At 63.0% G+C, this 16,116-nt stretch carries 14 protein-coding genes; 3 read left to right on the forward strand and 11 right to left on the reverse strand.

Annotated features, from left to right (window positions below):
• Window positions 1–2: 2 nt before the first annotated feature.
• The 6 genes from ACZ5WQ_RS13655 to ACZ5WQ_RS13680 all read right to left on the reverse strand — a co-directional run bounded on the left by ACZ5WQ_RS13655 (window position 3) and on the right by ACZ5WQ_RS13680 (window position 6,540).
• Window positions 3–335 (reverse strand): DUF3325 family protein, encoded by a 333-nt coding sequence (locus ACZ5WQ_RS13655; protein WP_338212473.1) that lies wholly within the window; start codon window positions 333–335, stop codon window positions 3–5.
• The gene (locus tag ACZ5WQ_RS13660) at window positions 332–1,906 is read right to left on the reverse strand and encodes a PepSY-associated TM helix domain-containing protein (protein ID WP_464382478.1); all 1,575 of its coding nucleotides are present in this window, start codon (window positions 1,904–1,906) and stop codon (window positions 332–334) included. The genes ACZ5WQ_RS13655 and ACZ5WQ_RS13660 overlap by 4 nt, the downstream gene beginning before the upstream one ends.
• On the reverse strand, window positions 1,903–2,205 hold the full coding sequence (locus ACZ5WQ_RS13665; protein ID WP_464382479.1) for an iron transporter: 303 nt from the start codon (window positions 2,203–2,205) through the stop codon (window positions 1,903–1,905). The genes ACZ5WQ_RS13660 and ACZ5WQ_RS13665 overlap by 4 nt, the downstream gene beginning before the upstream one ends.
• A gap of 97 nt (window positions 2,206–2,302) precedes the next feature.
• Window positions 2,303–4,360, reverse strand: coding sequence for a TonB-dependent receptor domain-containing protein (locus ACZ5WQ_RS13670; protein WP_464382480.1), 2,058 nt, complete (start codon window positions 4,358–4,360; stop codon window positions 2,303–2,305).
• Window positions 4,361–4,501: 141 nt separating this feature from the next.
• Complete coding sequence (locus ACZ5WQ_RS13675; RefSeq protein ID WP_464382481.1) at window positions 4,502–5,833, reverse strand: HAMP domain-containing sensor histidine kinase; 1,332 nt, start codon at window positions 5,831–5,833, stop codon at window positions 4,502–4,504.
• On the reverse strand, window positions 5,833–6,540 hold the full coding sequence (locus tag ACZ5WQ_RS13680; protein WP_464382482.1) for a response regulator transcription factor: 708 nt from the start codon (window positions 6,538–6,540) through the stop codon (window positions 5,833–5,835). The genes ACZ5WQ_RS13675 and ACZ5WQ_RS13680 overlap by 1 nt, the downstream gene beginning before the upstream one ends.
• A gap of 189 nt (window positions 6,541–6,729) precedes the next feature.
• On the opposite strand from ACZ5WQ_RS13680, the gene ACZ5WQ_RS13685 reads away from it, so the two are divergent.
• A complete protein-coding gene (locus ACZ5WQ_RS13685; protein WP_228245991.1) occupies window positions 6,730–8,319 on the forward strand; it encodes an ABC-F family ATPase in 1,590 nt (529 codons plus the stop codon).
• A 15-nt stretch (window positions 8,320–8,334) separates the two neighbouring features.
• On the opposite strand, the gene ACZ5WQ_RS13690 is transcribed toward ACZ5WQ_RS13685, so the two are convergent.
• From ACZ5WQ_RS13690 to ACZ5WQ_RS13705, 4 genes are all read right to left on the reverse strand, one after another.
• On the reverse strand, window positions 8,335–9,033 hold the full coding sequence (locus ACZ5WQ_RS13690) for a DUF1294 domain-containing protein (RefSeq protein WP_233048565.1): 699 nt from the start codon (window positions 9,031–9,033) through the stop codon (window positions 8,335–8,337).
• A 42-nt stretch (window positions 9,034–9,075) separates the two neighbouring features.
• Complete coding sequence (locus tag ACZ5WQ_RS13695) at window positions 9,076–10,224, reverse strand: glycerate kinase (protein ID WP_464382483.1); 1,149 nt, start codon at window positions 10,222–10,224, stop codon at window positions 9,076–9,078.
• Entirely contained in the window at window positions 10,224–11,582 is a 1,359-nt protein-coding gene (locus ACZ5WQ_RS13700) for a GntP family permease (protein WP_338212480.1), read from the reverse strand. The genes ACZ5WQ_RS13695 and ACZ5WQ_RS13700 overlap by 1 nt, the downstream gene beginning before the upstream one ends.
• A gap of 493 nt (window positions 11,583–12,075) precedes the next feature.
• Entirely contained in the window at window positions 12,076–13,182 is a 1,107-nt protein-coding gene (locus ACZ5WQ_RS13705) for a sugar diacid recognition domain-containing protein (RefSeq protein ID WP_088275852.1), read from the reverse strand.
• Between the two features lie 95 nt (window positions 13,183–13,277).
• Here ACZ5WQ_RS13705 and ACZ5WQ_RS13710 point away from each other — a divergent pair, with 95 nt between their 5' ends.
• On the forward strand, window positions 13,278–13,484 hold the full coding sequence (locus ACZ5WQ_RS13710) for a PA3496 family putative envelope integrity protein (RefSeq protein WP_228245996.1): 207 nt from the start codon (window positions 13,278–13,280) through the stop codon (window positions 13,482–13,484).
• Here ACZ5WQ_RS13710 and ACZ5WQ_RS13715 read toward each other — a convergent pair.
• Complete coding sequence (locus tag ACZ5WQ_RS13715) at window positions 13,478–14,428, reverse strand: LysR family transcriptional regulator (RefSeq protein ID WP_088275854.1); 951 nt, start codon at window positions 14,426–14,428, stop codon at window positions 13,478–13,480. The genes ACZ5WQ_RS13710 and ACZ5WQ_RS13715 overlap by 7 nt on opposite strands.
• A gap of 222 nt (window positions 14,429–14,650) precedes the next feature.
• Here ACZ5WQ_RS13715 and ACZ5WQ_RS13720 point away from each other — a divergent pair, with 222 nt between their 5' ends.
• Complete coding sequence (locus ACZ5WQ_RS13720) at window positions 14,651–16,066, forward strand: acetyl-CoA carboxylase biotin carboxylase subunit (protein WP_088275855.1); 1,416 nt, start codon at window positions 14,651–14,653, stop codon at window positions 16,064–16,066.
• The last annotated feature ends 50 nt before the right edge of the window (window positions 16,067–16,116 follow it).

Here is a 16,116-nt window from a genome sequence, read left to right on the forward strand (position 1 = left end):
ACTCACCCCAGCATGAACACTGGCGCCAGCAGCACGCCCAGCAGTGGCAAGCCTAGCGCCAACCTTGGCGCATAGGGCAACAGCAGTAACAGAACCAGGCCGCACAGCGACAGCATGCCCAGCCAGCCGACCAGCGCCATGCTGGCTGGCCAGATCTGCAGACTCAGCAGCAGTGCCAGCAACAGCAGCAACACGCCCAGCGGGCGGCACCAGGCTCGCAAACTCAGCGGCGCCGCTGCGGCCAGTTGCTTCCAGTGCCGCTCCGTGCCCAGACACAGCGCCAGCATACCGGCGTAGCTGGCACTCAGGGCCAGACACAACAGGCTGGCGCTCATGACTGCACCTCCGCCATCGCGGCAGGCGCTCGTCGGGCAGCCCGAACCGTTGCCGCCGGCCGCTTTGCCACTTTCCACGCCGCCAGCGCCAGCAAGGCTCCGAGCCCAAGCCCGGTCAAATCGACCCCCAGTCGTATACCGTCAGGCACGGCAAGCGCGGTTTGCAGATCCAGCAGCGGCAAGCCCAGCAGCAGCAACGCACCCACTGCCAGTTGCTCTGCCCACCCACGCAACGGCGCGCGCAACCGCGCATGCACCAGCGCCAGCAACCAGACGCCGAAGAACACCCGCAGCTCCCAACCCTCACGCTCGGCCAGATCCGCCGGCAACAGGCGGTTGGCCCACAGCAGCGCCACGCAGGCCAGCATCAGTCCACCCACGCACGCCAGATTGAGCCACTCCACCTGACGCAGCCAGACGCCCTGTGCCGCAGGCTGCCGTCGCCGCTTGACGGTATACAGCACCAGTCCACTGGCGGTCATGGCACTGCTGACCAGACCACAGATGAAATACAGCCAGCGCATCGAGTAACCACCAAACTGAGCAAAGTGCAGCCCCGCCATGACTTTCTGCACCAGCAGACTGGTGCGAGTCGGCGGCGGCGCGCGCAGCAGCTCGCCGGTGATCGCGTTGAAGGCCAGCGCCTCGCCCTTGGTCAACTCCAGCCGACTGCCAAGCAGCGGCCGCACCTCGACCCGCGCATTGACGCGGCCCGGTTGACTGACCGACAGAGAGGACAGCATGCCGGCACCGTAATGGGCTTCGCCCAGGGCAATGAACTGCTCCAGCGGCAGCATGGCGGCGCTCGCCGCCGGCACCTCACGCGATGGCCGACCGCCCTCGCCCCCGCGCGCCGCGCCCTGTTGCTGCTGGACACCCGGGCGCAGCTCGCGCAGCAGCGCATCGCGATCGCCGTTGTACAGCGCATCGGTTGCGGCCGGCATGTAGATCAGGAAGAAGATCACCAGACCGGTGTAGGTAATCATCAGATGGAACGGCAACAGCAGCACGGCGCTGGCGTTGTGACCATCCAGCCAGCTGCGCTGACCCTTGCCCGGGCGGAAGGTAAAGAAGTCCTTGAAGATCTTCTTGTGGATGATGATGCCGCTGATAATTGCCACCAGCATCGCCATGGCAGCAAAGCCGACTACCCAGATGCCGATAACGCGCGGCATATGCAGGGTGTAATGGAAACGGAAGAAAAAGCTGCCACCCACCGTCTCACGCGGTTCCACCTGCTCGCCACTTTCGGCATCAATCAGCGTACGCTGACCACGCCGCTGCTCACCCGCCGAGACGCTCAGCGAGGGATCACGCGCCGTCGGCAGGCCGATATTCCAGGCACTCGCCGCCGGATGGTTGGCTTCCAGCCAGCGCTGGGCAACCTGCACGGCACTGGCCTGATCGACCTGCCGGTCCTGCAGTTCCGGTTGCATCCACCAGTTCAGCTCCCGATCAAACACCGCCAGCGTACCGGTCAGAAAGATCGCAAACAGCAACCAGCCCAGCACCAGGCCGGCCCAGGTGTGCAACGCAGACATAGACTGGGTCAATGAGGGTTGGCGACTCATACCTCCCCCCCTGCAAACCAGTGCGGGCCAAAGCCGATCAGCAGCAATACCAGCGTCACCGGCAGCGCCCAGAGCGCGCGCCGCAACGGGCGGGCAAATACCCAAAGCACAAACAAGGTGTAGACCGCAAACGACAGCAGCGTCGCGCTGATCAGTGCATCGACCCGCTCCAGCAGCAGCAACCGGGCCAGAGCTGCGGTCACGCTGTAGGTGAACAGGTAACCGCCCGGAACAGCCAGCAGAAGGCGGCCAAGGGTCCTTGGCCACACCGCTGTCGTCGAGAAAACCAGCTTATTCATCCAACACACCCCTGCAGGGCGAGGGCCCTGACGCAAAACGCAGCCCGCCCGCTAAGCGGGTTCAGCGGGCGGGCTGACAGACAGTCTGACCGGCGGATCAGAAATCGACCGTCATGCCCACCGTCAACCGGCGGCCATCGAGTACCACGCCGTAGCTGTCGTTGGTCACTTCCTTGTTGGCGACGTTGTAGAGGCCGGCCTTGACGTTGACGTTATCGGTCAGGCGATAGCCCGCGCCGATATCGACAAAACCGTATCCGGGCGTGCCGTCCGACATGCTGGTGCGGCCCATGTAATCGGAGGTTTTGCTGCGATAGTTACCCTGCAGCCAGGCGTTCAGGCGCGCATTGACGTCCCATTCCAGCAGGCCGTTGAGCATATGGCGTGGCTGCCGGTTCAGAGGCTCGCCCTTGAACTCGCCGGACTTCTGCTCGGAACGGGTAAAGGTGTAGCTGCTGGAGAGGTTCCAGTTCGGCTGGAAGCGGTAGTCGAACGTCAGCTCGACGCCCTGCATAACGGCCTCGGAGATGTTCTGGCGGGTGCTGAGGAAGAAATAGTTGTTGCCACCGAACGAACAGGTCCAGGTCGCCGGATCGTTGCGATCACCGTTGGGGCTTTCGCACAGGCGGTCCTCGGCAATCTTGTCCTTGTACTGGGTGTGGAACAGCATCGCGCTGGTATTGAGTCCCAGCGTGGCGTTGTCGTAGACGTAACCGATCTCGTAGTTGGTGCTGGTTTCCGGCTTCAGGTCCGGGTTGCCGATGATCAGTGCACGGGGATGCGGGGCCGGCGAGCCGCCACCGCCGGTACCGCGACCGAAGCCCTCGGTGGCATCGGACAGGGTCGGCTGACGGTAACCGGTAGACACCCCACCCTTGATCACCCACTCCGGGTTCAGCCGGTAGACGCCGTACAGACGCGGCGACAGCTCGCCACCAAACAGCTCGTCATCGTTGTAGCGCAGTCCGGTGGTAACAGACAGATCGTCGGTGAGCGCCCAGTCCACCTCGGTGTAAAGCGCCGCAATCCAGCGATCGACGCTTTTTACCGCTCCCGGAATGTTGGAGGTCAGCAGACCGTTGGTTTCATCAACAAACTCCTCCTGCTTGTATTGCCCGCCGAAGGTCACCACGTGATCACCCCAGAAGTAGCTTGCCTGGGTATTGAGCAGGCTGACCTCCTCCTGCTTGGTGCTGCCGGTGCCCGGCTTGTCGGACACATCGTGCTGCAGGAAGCTGTTGATGATCAGGTCGCCATAATTGCCATCATGGCTGAAGGCATACACATCCTTCTCGTAGCGGTAAGTCGACGGATCAGCGTCCGCAGCGATGCTCTTGCCCGGCGTGTGGGTATATTTCAGCTCGGATGCGGTGTAGCCGAGGCTGAAGCGGTTCTGCTCGTTGGGCGTCAGGTAGAACTCGGCGCCACCCTGTTTGCGGGTACTCTCCGGCATGCTGGCGGCGGCATCGCCACCACCGATGTAGTCGCTCTCGTCGGTGCCGACATAGGTGCCGGTGAACTGCGCACCGAGCAGGCCCTGAATGATCGGACCGGCCAGATAGAAATCAGCCTGCTGCGCGTCGCTGCTGATATCGTTCATGGCGCCGGTGTACTCGGTCGAGATGCTGCCGGCCCATTCGTCACCGCCGCGACGGGTGATGATATTGATCACCCCGCCCATGGCTTCAGAGCCATAGAGCGAGGACATCGGCCCGCGGATCACCTCGATCCGCTCGATCATCGAGATCGGCGGCAGGCCGATCTGCTTGCCGCCATCGGCACCGTTGGTGTTGACCATGCGGCCGGCGGAAATCGGCCTGCCATCGACCAGATACAGCGTATAGGTGTCATCCATGCCGCGAATGCTGATGTCCTGCATATTGCCGCCGCCGGTGACGAACACACCGGGGACGTTACGCACGGCATCGGTGACGTCCGAGTAGGACTGCTTCTCCAGCTGCTCGCGGGTAATGACCGAGATGCTGGCAGGCGCATCGGCGATGTTCTGCTCGTAGCCTGCGGCGGTCACCACGGTAATGGGCTGCAGCTCGACCATTCCGTCGCTTGTCGTATCCTCGGCTATCGCATTGACCGACAGCCCCAACGCAGCGGTCGCCACCGCCAGAGCCAGTTGCTGGCGCTTGAACATTCCCATGCACTTCACTCCCCTATGACAGAATTCAGCAGACAGTCACCGAGCCATTCCCTGCGCTGCGCCCCCGCGAGAGAGGACGGCAGAGCTCGATTCGCGACAAATGCTAATTATTCCTATTTGAGAGTAAAGCGCATTTACAAACTATACAGCCGGCAGTTGCATGCAGATTCGCAGTCCGGGTTGACCGTTTTCCGCCCAGATATGCCCCTGCTGCAGGTTGATCTGACGCTGCGCGATGGCAAGCCCAAGACCAAAACCGTCGCCATCCGGCCGGGCCTTGTTCAGTCGAGCAAAGGGCCGAAAGATGATCTCCAGCTCGGCCTCGGCTACACCCGGCCCCTGATCGGCAAGGCACAGGGTCCAGCAGCCGTCGGCCTGCTCGGCACTGAAACAGACCCGCCCCTGCGGCGGTGAGTGGCGAATGGCATTGCGCAACACGTTTTCCAGCGCCTGCGCCAGCGCGTTCAGATTACCCAGCACTTGGCAGCCCGGCGGCAAGGCGGTCACGATTCGCTCCGGCTGCCAGCCCGACTCGAACAGGGCGTCCTCGCGCAATACATCCCAGAGCGCATTGACATCAACCGCGCCGCAATCCAGCCGCCCGGGCACGCTGTCGAGCCAGGCCAGCTCCAGCGTACTGTCGACCAGCTCTCGCATGTTGCCGACTTCGCGCTCCAGTCTGTTACGCAGTTCGGGCAACGGCAGTTCGGTTTCGGCTGCCACACCCAGCCGACTCAGAGGGGTGCGCAACTCATGGGAAAGGTCTCGCATCAGTTGGCGCTGCTGGGCGACCGACTGACGCAGGCGCAGGGTCAGAAACTCCAGCGAGCGCCCCAGCTCACCAAGTTCGTCACGACGCCGTGCCAGCGATGCCGGCAGCAGACTTTGCAAGGGATCGGCACGCATCGCGTTGGCCTGTCGACGCAAGCGCTCGAGCGGCGAGATAAGCAGCCAGTAAAGCAACACGCAGAACAATACCGCGAGCAACCCGGGCACCACGTACAGCAGCAGCAGATTGAGCAGCGCGCGCTGCCCCCAGGGTGCCAGTGCCTCAGGCAAACGCAGAACCAGGTAATGAGACTGATCCGGCAGAGGCACCCGGATGGTCGGCCGACCATCGCCGCGGCGGCTCATAAGCCCATCATAGTCACGGACAAAGCCGAGCATGCGCCGCTGCCGCTCGGTCAATGCCTGCCCTGCCAGCGGTCGTCGATCCTCGTCCACCAGCACCAGCAACTCCGGCGACACCTCAATGCGTTGCCTGCGCCAGCGTTCCAGTGCGTCGGGCCCTTCAGCGAGCGCTTGCGCGGCTTCGGCGGCATAGCCCTGCAGGGTACTGAGCGCCGGGTCCGGCAAAAAGGACAGGTAACGATCAATACGCGCACTCAGGTAGTGCGTTGCGCCGATCAGGCTCAGGCAGAATCCGGCCACCAGAATCATCAGGGGCCAGAACAGCGAGCGGCGCCCCGGCATCAGGGTTGCCAACTGAGCAGATAACCCTGCCCCCAGACCGACTCCAGTCGCAGGTTGTGTATTCCGGCCTGGGTCAGCTTGCGACGCAGGTTGCTGATATGCATGTCCAATACCCGGTCATGCCGGGCGTAGCCGCGGCGCAGCACCTGCTGGTACAGAAAGGCCTTGGTCAGCACCTCATTCATCTGTTCGTACAATACCTGCAGCAATCGAAACTCGGTCGGTGTGACACTCAACCAGCAATCCCCGCAACGCACGCGCATGGCAGGCTCATCAAACGCCACCAGATCGTCGTTGGCTGCCGGCGGCACAACGCAGTCGCGCTCCCGCTCGTAGGCCACCCGACGCAGGATGGCGGCAATCCGCACCTGTAACTCGCGGGTGCTGAACGGCTTGGGCAGATAGTCATCGGCACCGCCGTCAAACCCGGCAATACGGTGTCCTTCATCACCCTGGGCAGACATCATCAGCACCGGTGTGGCGTGCTGGCGCCGCAAACGCCTGAGCAGCTCCATCCCATCGATGCCGGGCAGCATCACATCCAGCAGAATCAGGTCGTAGGCTGTCCGCTGCGCCAGGGTCAGGCCGCTGTCGCCATCGGCAGCAACGGTGATGGCGAAACCCGCGCGCTCAAGCGACGTTTTCAGATGGAGACCCAGAACCGGGTCGTCCTCGATAGCCAGAATGTGGGGGTGAAATGCTTGCACGGCGCGCCTCGTTACAAACGATAATTGTTTGCACCTGTAAAAATACTGCATCAGAGCACTGCAAAGCAAACGACCTTCGGTCGGCGCGGCCCTGTCGCCGCGTCAACGCAACCGCTACAATGCGCGGCTTTGCGCCGCCCCTCGCGGCTGCCCTTTCAGTCCGCTTCTTTGCTCAGCCAGGATTCTCCCGTGATCGCCACCGCCAACATCACCATGCAGTTTGGTCCCAAGCCGCTGTTCGAAAACGTTTCCGTCAAGTTCGGCAACGGCAACCGCTACGGCCTGATCGGCGCCAACGGTTGCGGCAAGTCGACCTTCATGAAGATCCTCGGCGGCGAGCTGGAACCCTCCGGCGGCCAGGTCATGCTCGAACAGAACGTGCGTCTGGGTAAGCTGCGTCAGAACCAGTTTGCCTACGAAGAGTTCAGCGTGATCGACACTGTGATCATGGGTCACGAGGAGCTGTGGAAGGTCAAGGCCGAGCGTGATCGCATCTACTCGCTGCCGGAAATGAGCGAAGAAGACGGGATGAAAGTCGGCGAACTGGAGGGCGAGTTCGCGGAAATGGACGGCTACACCGCCGAATCCCGCGCCGGTGAACTGCTGCTCGGTCTCGGCATTCCGCTGGAACAGCACTTTGGCCCGATGAGCGAAGTCGCCCCCGGCTGGAAGCTGCGTGTGCTGCTGGCCCAGGCGCTGTTCTCCGATCCGGATGTGCTGCTGCTGGACGAACCGACCAACCACCTGGATATCAACACCATCCGCTGGCTGGAAGACGTACTCAAGGCGCGTACCAGCACCATGATCATCATTTCCCACGACCGTCACTTCCTGAACTCGGTCTGCACCCACATGGCCGACCTGGATTACGGCGAACTGCGCCTGTTCCCCGGCAACTACGACGAGTACATGACCGCCGCCACTCAGGCGCGCGAGCGGCTGCTGTCGGACAACGCCAAGAAGAAAGCCCAGATCGCCGAACTGCAGACCTTTGTCAGCCGCTTCTCGGCCAACGCCTCGAAGGCCAAGCAGGCCACCAGCCGCGCCAAGCAGATCGACAAGATCCAGCTGGAAGAGGTCAAACCCTCCAGCCGCGTCAGCCCGTTCATCCGCTTCGAGCAGTTCAAGAAGCTGCACCGCCAGGCAGTGACCCTGCAGAACGTCAGCCAGGGCTTCGACGGCGAAGCCCTGTTCAAGGGCCTGAACCTGCAGATCGAAGCCGGCGAGCGAGTCGCCATCATCGGCCCCAACGGTATCGGCAAGACCACCCTGCTGCGCACCATGGTCGGTGAACTGGCACCGATGGCCGGTGAGGTGAAATGGGCCGAAAGCGCCGACATCGGCTACTTCGCGCAGGACCACGCCGACGACTTCAAGGACGACTGCACCCTGTTCGAATGGATGGCGCAGTGGACCCAGGGCGGCGAACAGCTGGTGCGCGGCACCCTCGGCCGCATGCTGTTCTCGAACGACGAGATCGGCAAATCGGTGAAGGTGATCTCCGGTGGTGAGCAGGGCCGCATGCTGTTCGGCAAGCTGATCCTCGGCAAGTCCAACGTCATGCTGATGGACGAGCCGACCAACCACCTCGACATGGAGTCGATCGAAGCGCTCAACCTGGCGCTGGAGAACTACCCGGGCACGCTGATCTTCGTCAGCCACGACCGTGAGTTCGTCAGCTCGCTGGCCACCCGCATCATCGAGCTGTCGGAAAATGGCGTGACCGACTTCTCCGGCAGCTACGACGACTACCTGCGCAGTCAGGGCGTGCTGGTCTGATCTGACGGTTCGCCGTCAGGGCGATACAAAGGGCAATAGCGCCAAAAGGCTGCCGTCGAACACCAGCAGGTCGAGCCAGGCCAGCTGGTGCAGGACAACAATCAGCCAGAACAGCACCTGAAAGGACGCCTTGCGGGTCTTGTGGCGAAGCAGCTGCTGGGCCACCAGCGCGCCTGGCCAGCCGCCCAGCAGCGCAGAGAGATGCAGAGTCTTTTCCGGCGTGCGCCAGCGCCCCGTCTCGGCACTGCGTTTATCGAGCCAATACTGAACAAAGCTGACGACGCTGACCACGGCGTAGGCCAACAGCCACCAGGGCTGACCCTGTTCCAGCCACAGCTGCAGGCTGCCGAACAGTGGCAGTATGCATAGCAGCGCCAGCACCACCAGCTTGGCACCCCGATTATGTACCCGGTGCCGGTGCCGCCCGGTACGGAGCGCGGCCCCGCGGGTCGGCGTCAGCGCGCTGCGCTCGCGCGGCTTGCGGCGAATGGCCGGGCGATCCAGCGCCAGCCCCTCACCACGCATGTGCTCGGCCCGTCGTCGCCCCTGCTCGTCGGCGACGGCCACAAAGCGCACCGCCATACCGGTCACCGGCCTGGCGTCACCGCGCATGACCGAAATATGGGCAAACACCCGCTCACTGCCGTCATCGGGCTGAATGAAACCGAAGCCCTTGGCGTCGTTCCAGTTCACCAACTTGCCGCCCTGCTCCATCCACATCCCTCCCGCGTCTCTGCGCCGGAGTATAGCCCGCCCTCAGACGCGCCGGGCAGCCATGCCCGCAATCTGCCACAAGCGCGCCAGGTCGGCGGCGCGGGCACTGAGCTGGTCGGCGGCCTGCTGCATGGCCTGCTCGAGACTGAGCGGTCCCGGTGCCAGACTGAAGGCCGCGCCGATGCCTTCGGCATAGAGGCGCTGATAGCCTTCACCGAGACTGCCAGCCAGAGCAATGACCGGCACGCCGGCGGCACGGGCAATGCGCGCCACCCCGACGGGTGTCTTGCCGTGCAGACTCTGGCCATCCAGCCGACCCTCACCGGTGATCACCAGATCGGCACCCTGCACGGCCTCGGCCAGCCCGGCCAGCTCCGCCACCAGTTCAATACCGGGGCGAAAGCCTGCCTTTAGCACCGCGCGGGCGGCAAAACCGAGCCCGCCAGCAGCGCCAACGCCGGGCAAGTTGCGCAGATCCTCGCCCAGAGTCGACGCCATAACATCGGCATAATGGCCCAGCGCGGCGTCCAGTTGGTCCACCTGCGCCGGAGTCGCGCTCTTCTGCGGGCCAAATACCGCCGAGGCGCCACGTGGCCCACAGAGCGGATTGTCGACATCGGCGGCAACCAGCACTTCAACCTGCGCCAGCCGGGTATCCAGTCCGGTCAGGTCGATATGGCGCAGCCGCGCCAGCGCCTCGCCGCCCGGTGGCAGATCCCCACCATCGGCATCCAGCAGGCGCACACCAAGTGCGCACAGCAAACCGGCACCGCCATCGTTGGTTGCGCTGCCGCCGAGGCCCAGCACGATCCGCCGCACCCCGGCATCCAGCGCCGCGCGGATCAGCTCGCCGGTGCCGAAGCTGCTCGCCCTCAGCACATCGCGCCGCGCCGGCTCGACCCGATGCAGTCCGCTGGCCTCGGCCATTTCGATCACAGCCCGACGCCCCGGCAACAATCCCCAGTTGGCGGTTACCGGATCACCCAGCGGGCCGCTGACCTCGGTCCATTGCCGCTCGCCCCCGGTCGCGGCCAATACCGCATCAACCGTGCCTTCGCCGCCATCAGCCATCGGGCAGAGCAGCAGTTCAGAATCAGGATAAACCCGCGCCCAGCCCGCCGCGATGGCTTCGGCGACAGCACGGGCACTCAGGCTTTCCTTGAACGAATCGGGGGCGATAACCAGTTTCATCAGAGCAGTACCAGACTCAGCAGCCAGACGGTGATAATGCCGGCGATGCCCTGCATCAGGGTGCCGAGGGTTTGCGCACGGTAAGCGGTGCCGACACTCATGCGGCTGAACTGGGTCACGACCCAGAAGAAGCTGTCGTTGGCGTGGGACACGGTCATCGCGCCGGCCCCAATGGCCATCACGCAGAGCACCCGGCCCATCTCGCTATCCAGCCCCAACTCCGGCAGCAGCGGTGCAACCAGCGCCGAGGTAGTCACCAGCGCCACGGTAGTTGAACCCTGCGCCGACTTCAGCGCAGCAGACACCACAAACGGCATGAACAGCCCGATACCCAGCGCCGACAGGGTCGCCCCCAGATAGTCGCCCAACGGCGTCACCTTGAGCATGGCGCCGAAGGCACCGCCGGCACCGGTGATCAGCAGAATCGGAGCGGCGGCCTGAATACCCTCCAACACGCGGTCATGGAACTCCTGACGCTTTTTGTCCGCGCGCAACAGCGTGCAGGCCAGCGCCAGACCGACTGCCAGCGCCACAACCGGCTGACCGAGGAAGGCCAGCAGCGTGTAGACGAAGCCCTCACCCACCGGCTTGGCCGGCAGATTGGCGAGGGTGCCCAGACAGATCAGGCCGATCGGCAGAAAGATCGGTGCAAAAGCCTTGGTCGCGCTGGGCAGCACACCGTACTTGGCGCGGATCTGGGCATAGTCTTCAGCGTCCATCACGTGGGTGCCGTTGTCTTCCAGCGGGATGTCCTTGCCGATAAACCGATTGGCCCACCACATCCCGGCAAAGGCAGTCACCAGCGACACCACCAGACCGACCAGTATCACCAGACCAAGGTTGTTCTCCAGCCCCAGATTACCGGCCGCGGCAATCGGGCCGGGGGTCGGCGGCACAAAGGTGTGGGACGCGTAGAGGCCGGTCGCCAAGGCCACGCTCATGGCGATGACCGAGACCTTCATGCGCGCGGCCAGAGCATTCTTCAGCGAGTTAAGGATGACGTAGCCCGAATCACAGAACACCGGGATCGACACCAGATAGCCGATGATCGACATGGTCAGCGTCGGGAAACGCTCGCCGAGCAGCTTGATCACCGTCTCCGCCATGGTGATTGCCGCGCCGCTGCGCTCAAGAATCACGCCGATGATGGTCCCCAGCACAATGACAATGCCGATATAACCAAGGATGCCGCCAAAGCCACCGGTGATCGTCTTGACGATCTCCATAGTCGGCACCTGATAGGCGAAACCGGCCAGCAACGCCGCCGCCAGCAAGGCAAGAAAGGGGTGTAACTTGAGGCGCGATGTCGCCAGAACGATAAAGGCAATCAGGGCGACCAGAATCAGTACCAGACCCATGCTGAACTCCTTTTTATTGTGTTTGCCGCGATGGGCGGCGATGACAACGGCCATTGTCACCCAGCCTGCGGGACAAAAGCCTTATGCCCACGCACAACAATAGACGGGAATTAGCAACGCATTCTTGTTCGCTCGCCCAATAGCAATGAACCTGAAACTGGGTAGATCCGCTCTGGTTAGGGGGCGGTGGCGGAGAGCAAGACCAGTCGGAAGTGACGTGCTCGCGAAAGCGTGTAAACCATCAGTCGCAGCGAACCGACTACAGCATGAGTGCGACTGCCAAATCAGCTTTTCGCCTTTTACGGCGAGCCAAGGGGGGCCGGGCAAGCGGCCCCCCTTGGCTCGCCGTGAAAGGCGAAAAGCGCGTTATCAGGCAACACTGCAGCAGAAAATAATACAAAGAACCGTACGCAGCGCGTCCTGACAGGCGTTCCACGCAGGAGCGTGGGATCGATCAATGGCTAGCGGGAACGTAGCGGCAGCCGCCGCCCAGCTACTCCGGAAACAACGCCAACCCGATACTCAACAGCATTCGATCCGTCATCCGATCCAGATCCAGCCCGGTAATCTCGGCAATCCGGTCCAGCCGGTAGCGCAGGGTATTGCGATGCACCTGCAGCTGCTCGGCGCAGGCCTGAGTATGGCCATTGTGCTGCAACCAGCTGCGCAGGGTGGCCACCAGCTGACCATTGCCATCGGCCCGGCGCAGCGGCTGAATCGGCGCCAGCAGTTGCTGCACTGTCCAGCTGCCCTGCTGCTGATGGAGCAGCACCGCCAGCCGATTGTCGGCCAGACTGACCATACGCTCGGACACCCGCATCTCCTGCACATAATCGCGCAGACTGATCAGAGCCTCGGTCGCCTCGCGCAGATCCGCCAGCGACGTGACCGCCTCGGCCAGCAGCACCCGGCCCACCGGCCAGCCCCGCTGATCGGCCTGCTCCAGCCAGCTGCGGCGCGGAGGTTGCGGCTTGCCACTGCGCAACCAAAGGACCTCGTGCAGCCCGAGCGGAAGAATGATGTCGTGCGGGTGACGGGCACGCATCAGCGTCACCAGTTGCCCTTGGGAATGCTGATGGTCGCTTTCTGTAGCCAGGCACAGCAGACAGCACTGCAGCGGCCATTTCCAGCGCATACGCAGGCGTTCCGCATCCTCCTCCAGACTGGCTACCGGGTAGCCACGCTCCAGCAGGTTGACCAGCCAGGCCTCCTGCTGCTGACCGCGCCAGTGCTGCTCTGCCTGCAACACGCGCTGTTCGACCAGCATCTCGGCGGTCATGCGCAGCAGCTCGGCAAACGGCCTGACCTGCTCTGGATCACCGGTAATACCCAGCACGCCAACCAGCCTCCCACCGTGCAGCAACGGCAGGTTGATACCGGGTTTGACGCCCTGCAGACAGGCTGCCGCCTGCTCGTCCAGCGCCACTACCCGCTGGTTGGCAAGCACCAGTTGGGCGCCCTCGTGCCGGCTGTCGATGCGCTCGGCATCGCCGCTGCCGATGATCACTCCCTGGCGATCCATCACATTGACGTTGTACGGCAGGATAGCCATCGCTCGATTGACGATGTCCTGGGCCAGATGACGGTCCAGTTCAAACATGCTCGTGCTCCTCAGCGGCTGTCATCACCGCGTCATGCTCTGAGGCCATGCTGACTCCGTGAAGCCAGAACACCACTGACTCGGGAGATGCCAACATGGCCTTTGATCCGGAATTTGCAGGTGACTTCAACTCCGCCGTGGACCAGCGCCGCGAACGCCGTCGCAACGAAGACAAGAAGCGCATGGCCTATCGCCGCGCGATCGAGGCCTATCGAGAAAGCCAGGCCCTGCAGGCCTCCTTCAGCGACTTCCCCGAACTGCTCGGCCAGACCGATTTTCATCGTTCGCAGCGCCTCTACTGAGTCGCAGGCGACGGTTCGAAGGGTTCTGCCAACTGCCGGATCAACGCCTTCTCCTCGCGCAAAAAGGCGAGGAAGGCCTCTGCCACCGGGCTCAGGCGCTTGCCCCGGGCATGCACGGCACACCAGCTGCGCTTGAGCGGCAATTCGCTGATATTGAGACAGACCAGTTCCCCCTGTCGTATCCAGGCCGCCGCTGCATGCCCCGGCACCAGCGCCACCCCCAGCCCGGCAATTGCGCCCTGCACCAGCGCCTCGGTCGACCCGAGCTGCATGGTCTGGCCCAGATGTACCCGCTTGAGCTGAAGAAATTCGTCGCAGGCCTTGCGAATGCCCGACCCGCTCTCGCGCTGCAGGACCATTTCCTCTTCCAGTCTAGCCAGCGGAATCTGACTCTGCCGCGCGAGCGGGTGATCCGGCCGCACCACCGCCACGATCGGGTTGTTGAGGAACGGGAAGAACTCCAGGGCGCGATCCGCCGGCACCAGCCCCATAATCACCAGATCATCACGGTTGTCGGCCAGACGCTGAATGATCTGTGCCCGGCTGGTTACGTCCAGTCGAAAGGTAACCTGCGGGTAGCGCTGGCGGAACGCAGCCAACAGATGCGGCAGGACGTATTGCACGCTGCTCGCCGCCGCCAGGCGCAACTCGCCACGCAGGCTGCCTTCCAGCGTCGACAGGTTCATATCCAGGCTTTCCAGCCGATCAAAGATGTCAGCAGAGGTCTCCAGCAACGACTCCGCAGCCTCGGTCAGGTACAGCTTGCGGCCAACATATTCGAACAACGGCAGACCGACCTGTTCTTCAAGCTGGCGAATCTGCAGGCTGACCGCCGGCTGGGTCAGTGCCATGGTTTCGGCCGCGCGGCTGTAGGAGCGGTGCTCACACACCGCGCGGAACACCTGCAACTGGCGCAGGGTCATTCGCAGCAAAGATTTGCGCATGATGGTCTAGCCTTGATGAACGGAGCAGCTTTGTATGGCCGCAGTATATATAAGCAATAACTTATATATAAGCCAAGTATTATTCATTTCACAGAATAGAGGCGTCCGCTTAGGGTAGCCGGGAAACATTTTGCAATGTGTCGCACCGGAACCACGCATTCCGGTCGCGGTACGCAACCTGTTCACCGCATCCACTCGATCACCCACACGAGGAACGCGTACGTGATCAAGAAAATTCTGATTGCCAACCGGGGCGAGATTGCCGTTCGCATCGTCCGCGCTTGCGCGGAGATGGGCATCACCTCGGTTGCGGTCTACACCGATCCCGACCGCTATGCCCTGCACGTCAAACGCGCCGACGAGTCCTACAACGTCGGCAGCGACCCGCTGGCCGGTTATCTGAACCCGCGCCAACTGGTTAACCTGGCGGTAGAAACCGGCTGTGACGCCCTGCACCCGGGCTACGGCTTCCTGTCCGAGAACGCTGAGCTGGCAAAGATCTGTGCCGAGCGCGGCATCAAGTTCATCGGTCCGGCAGCCGATGTGATTACCCGAATGGGCGACAAGACCGAAGCACGCCGCAGCATGATCGCCGCCGGCGTACCGGTCACCCCCGGCACCGAAGGCAATCTGGCAGATCTTGACGAGGCGCTGCGCGAAGCCGAGCGCGTCGGTTACCCGGTCATGCTCAAGGCAACGTCCGGTGGTGGTGGTCGCGGTATTCGTCGTTGCAACAACCGCGAAGAGCTGGAATCGGCCTACCCGCGAGTCATCTCCGAGGCCACCAAGGCCTTCGGCAGCGCGGAAGTCTTCCTCGAGAAGTGCATCGTCAACCCGAAACACATCGAAGCGCAGATTCTCGCCGACAGCTTCGGCAACACCGTGCACCTGTTCGAGCGCGACTGCTCGATCCAGCGCCGCAACCAGAAGCTGATCGAGATCGCGCCCAGCCCGCAGCTAACCCCGGAACAGCGTGCCTACATCGGTGATCTGGCGGTCAAGGCCGCGCAGGCGGTCGGTTACGAGAACGCCGGCACCGTCGAATTCCTGCTGGCCGACGACGAAGTGTATTTCATGGAAATGAATACCCGGGTTCAGGTCGAGCACACCATTACCGAGCAGATCACCGGCGTCGACATCGTCCGCGAGCAGATCCGCATCGCCTCCGGCCTGCCGCTGTCGATCAAGCAGGAAGACATCCAGCACCAGGGCTTTGCGATCCAGTTCCGGATCAACGCCGAAGACCCGAAGAACAACTTCTTCCCCTCCTTCGGCAAGGTTACCCGCTACTACGCACCGGGCGGTCCGGGCGTGCGGGTCGATACCGCGATCTACACCGGTTACACCATTCCGCCGAACTTCGACTCCATGTGTCTCAAGCTCATCGTCTGGGCCATGACCTGGGAAGAGGCGCTGGACCGCGGCCTGCGTGCGCTGGACGACATGCGCCTGCAGGGGGTCAAGACCACAACCCCGTACTACCAGGAAATCCTGCGTAATGCCGAGTTCCGCTCCGGCGTGTTCAACACCAGCTTCGTGGAAGCCCACCCCGAGCTGCTGAACTACTCGATCAAACGCAAACCCGAGGAGCTGGCGCTCGCCATCGCAGCCGCGATTGCCGCCCACGCCGGACTATGACACTAGCGGCAAGCTTCAAGCCGCAAGCGACAAGACACACCGCTTGCAGC

This window comes from Halopseudomonas sp. T1L2, from assembly GCF_055397385.1.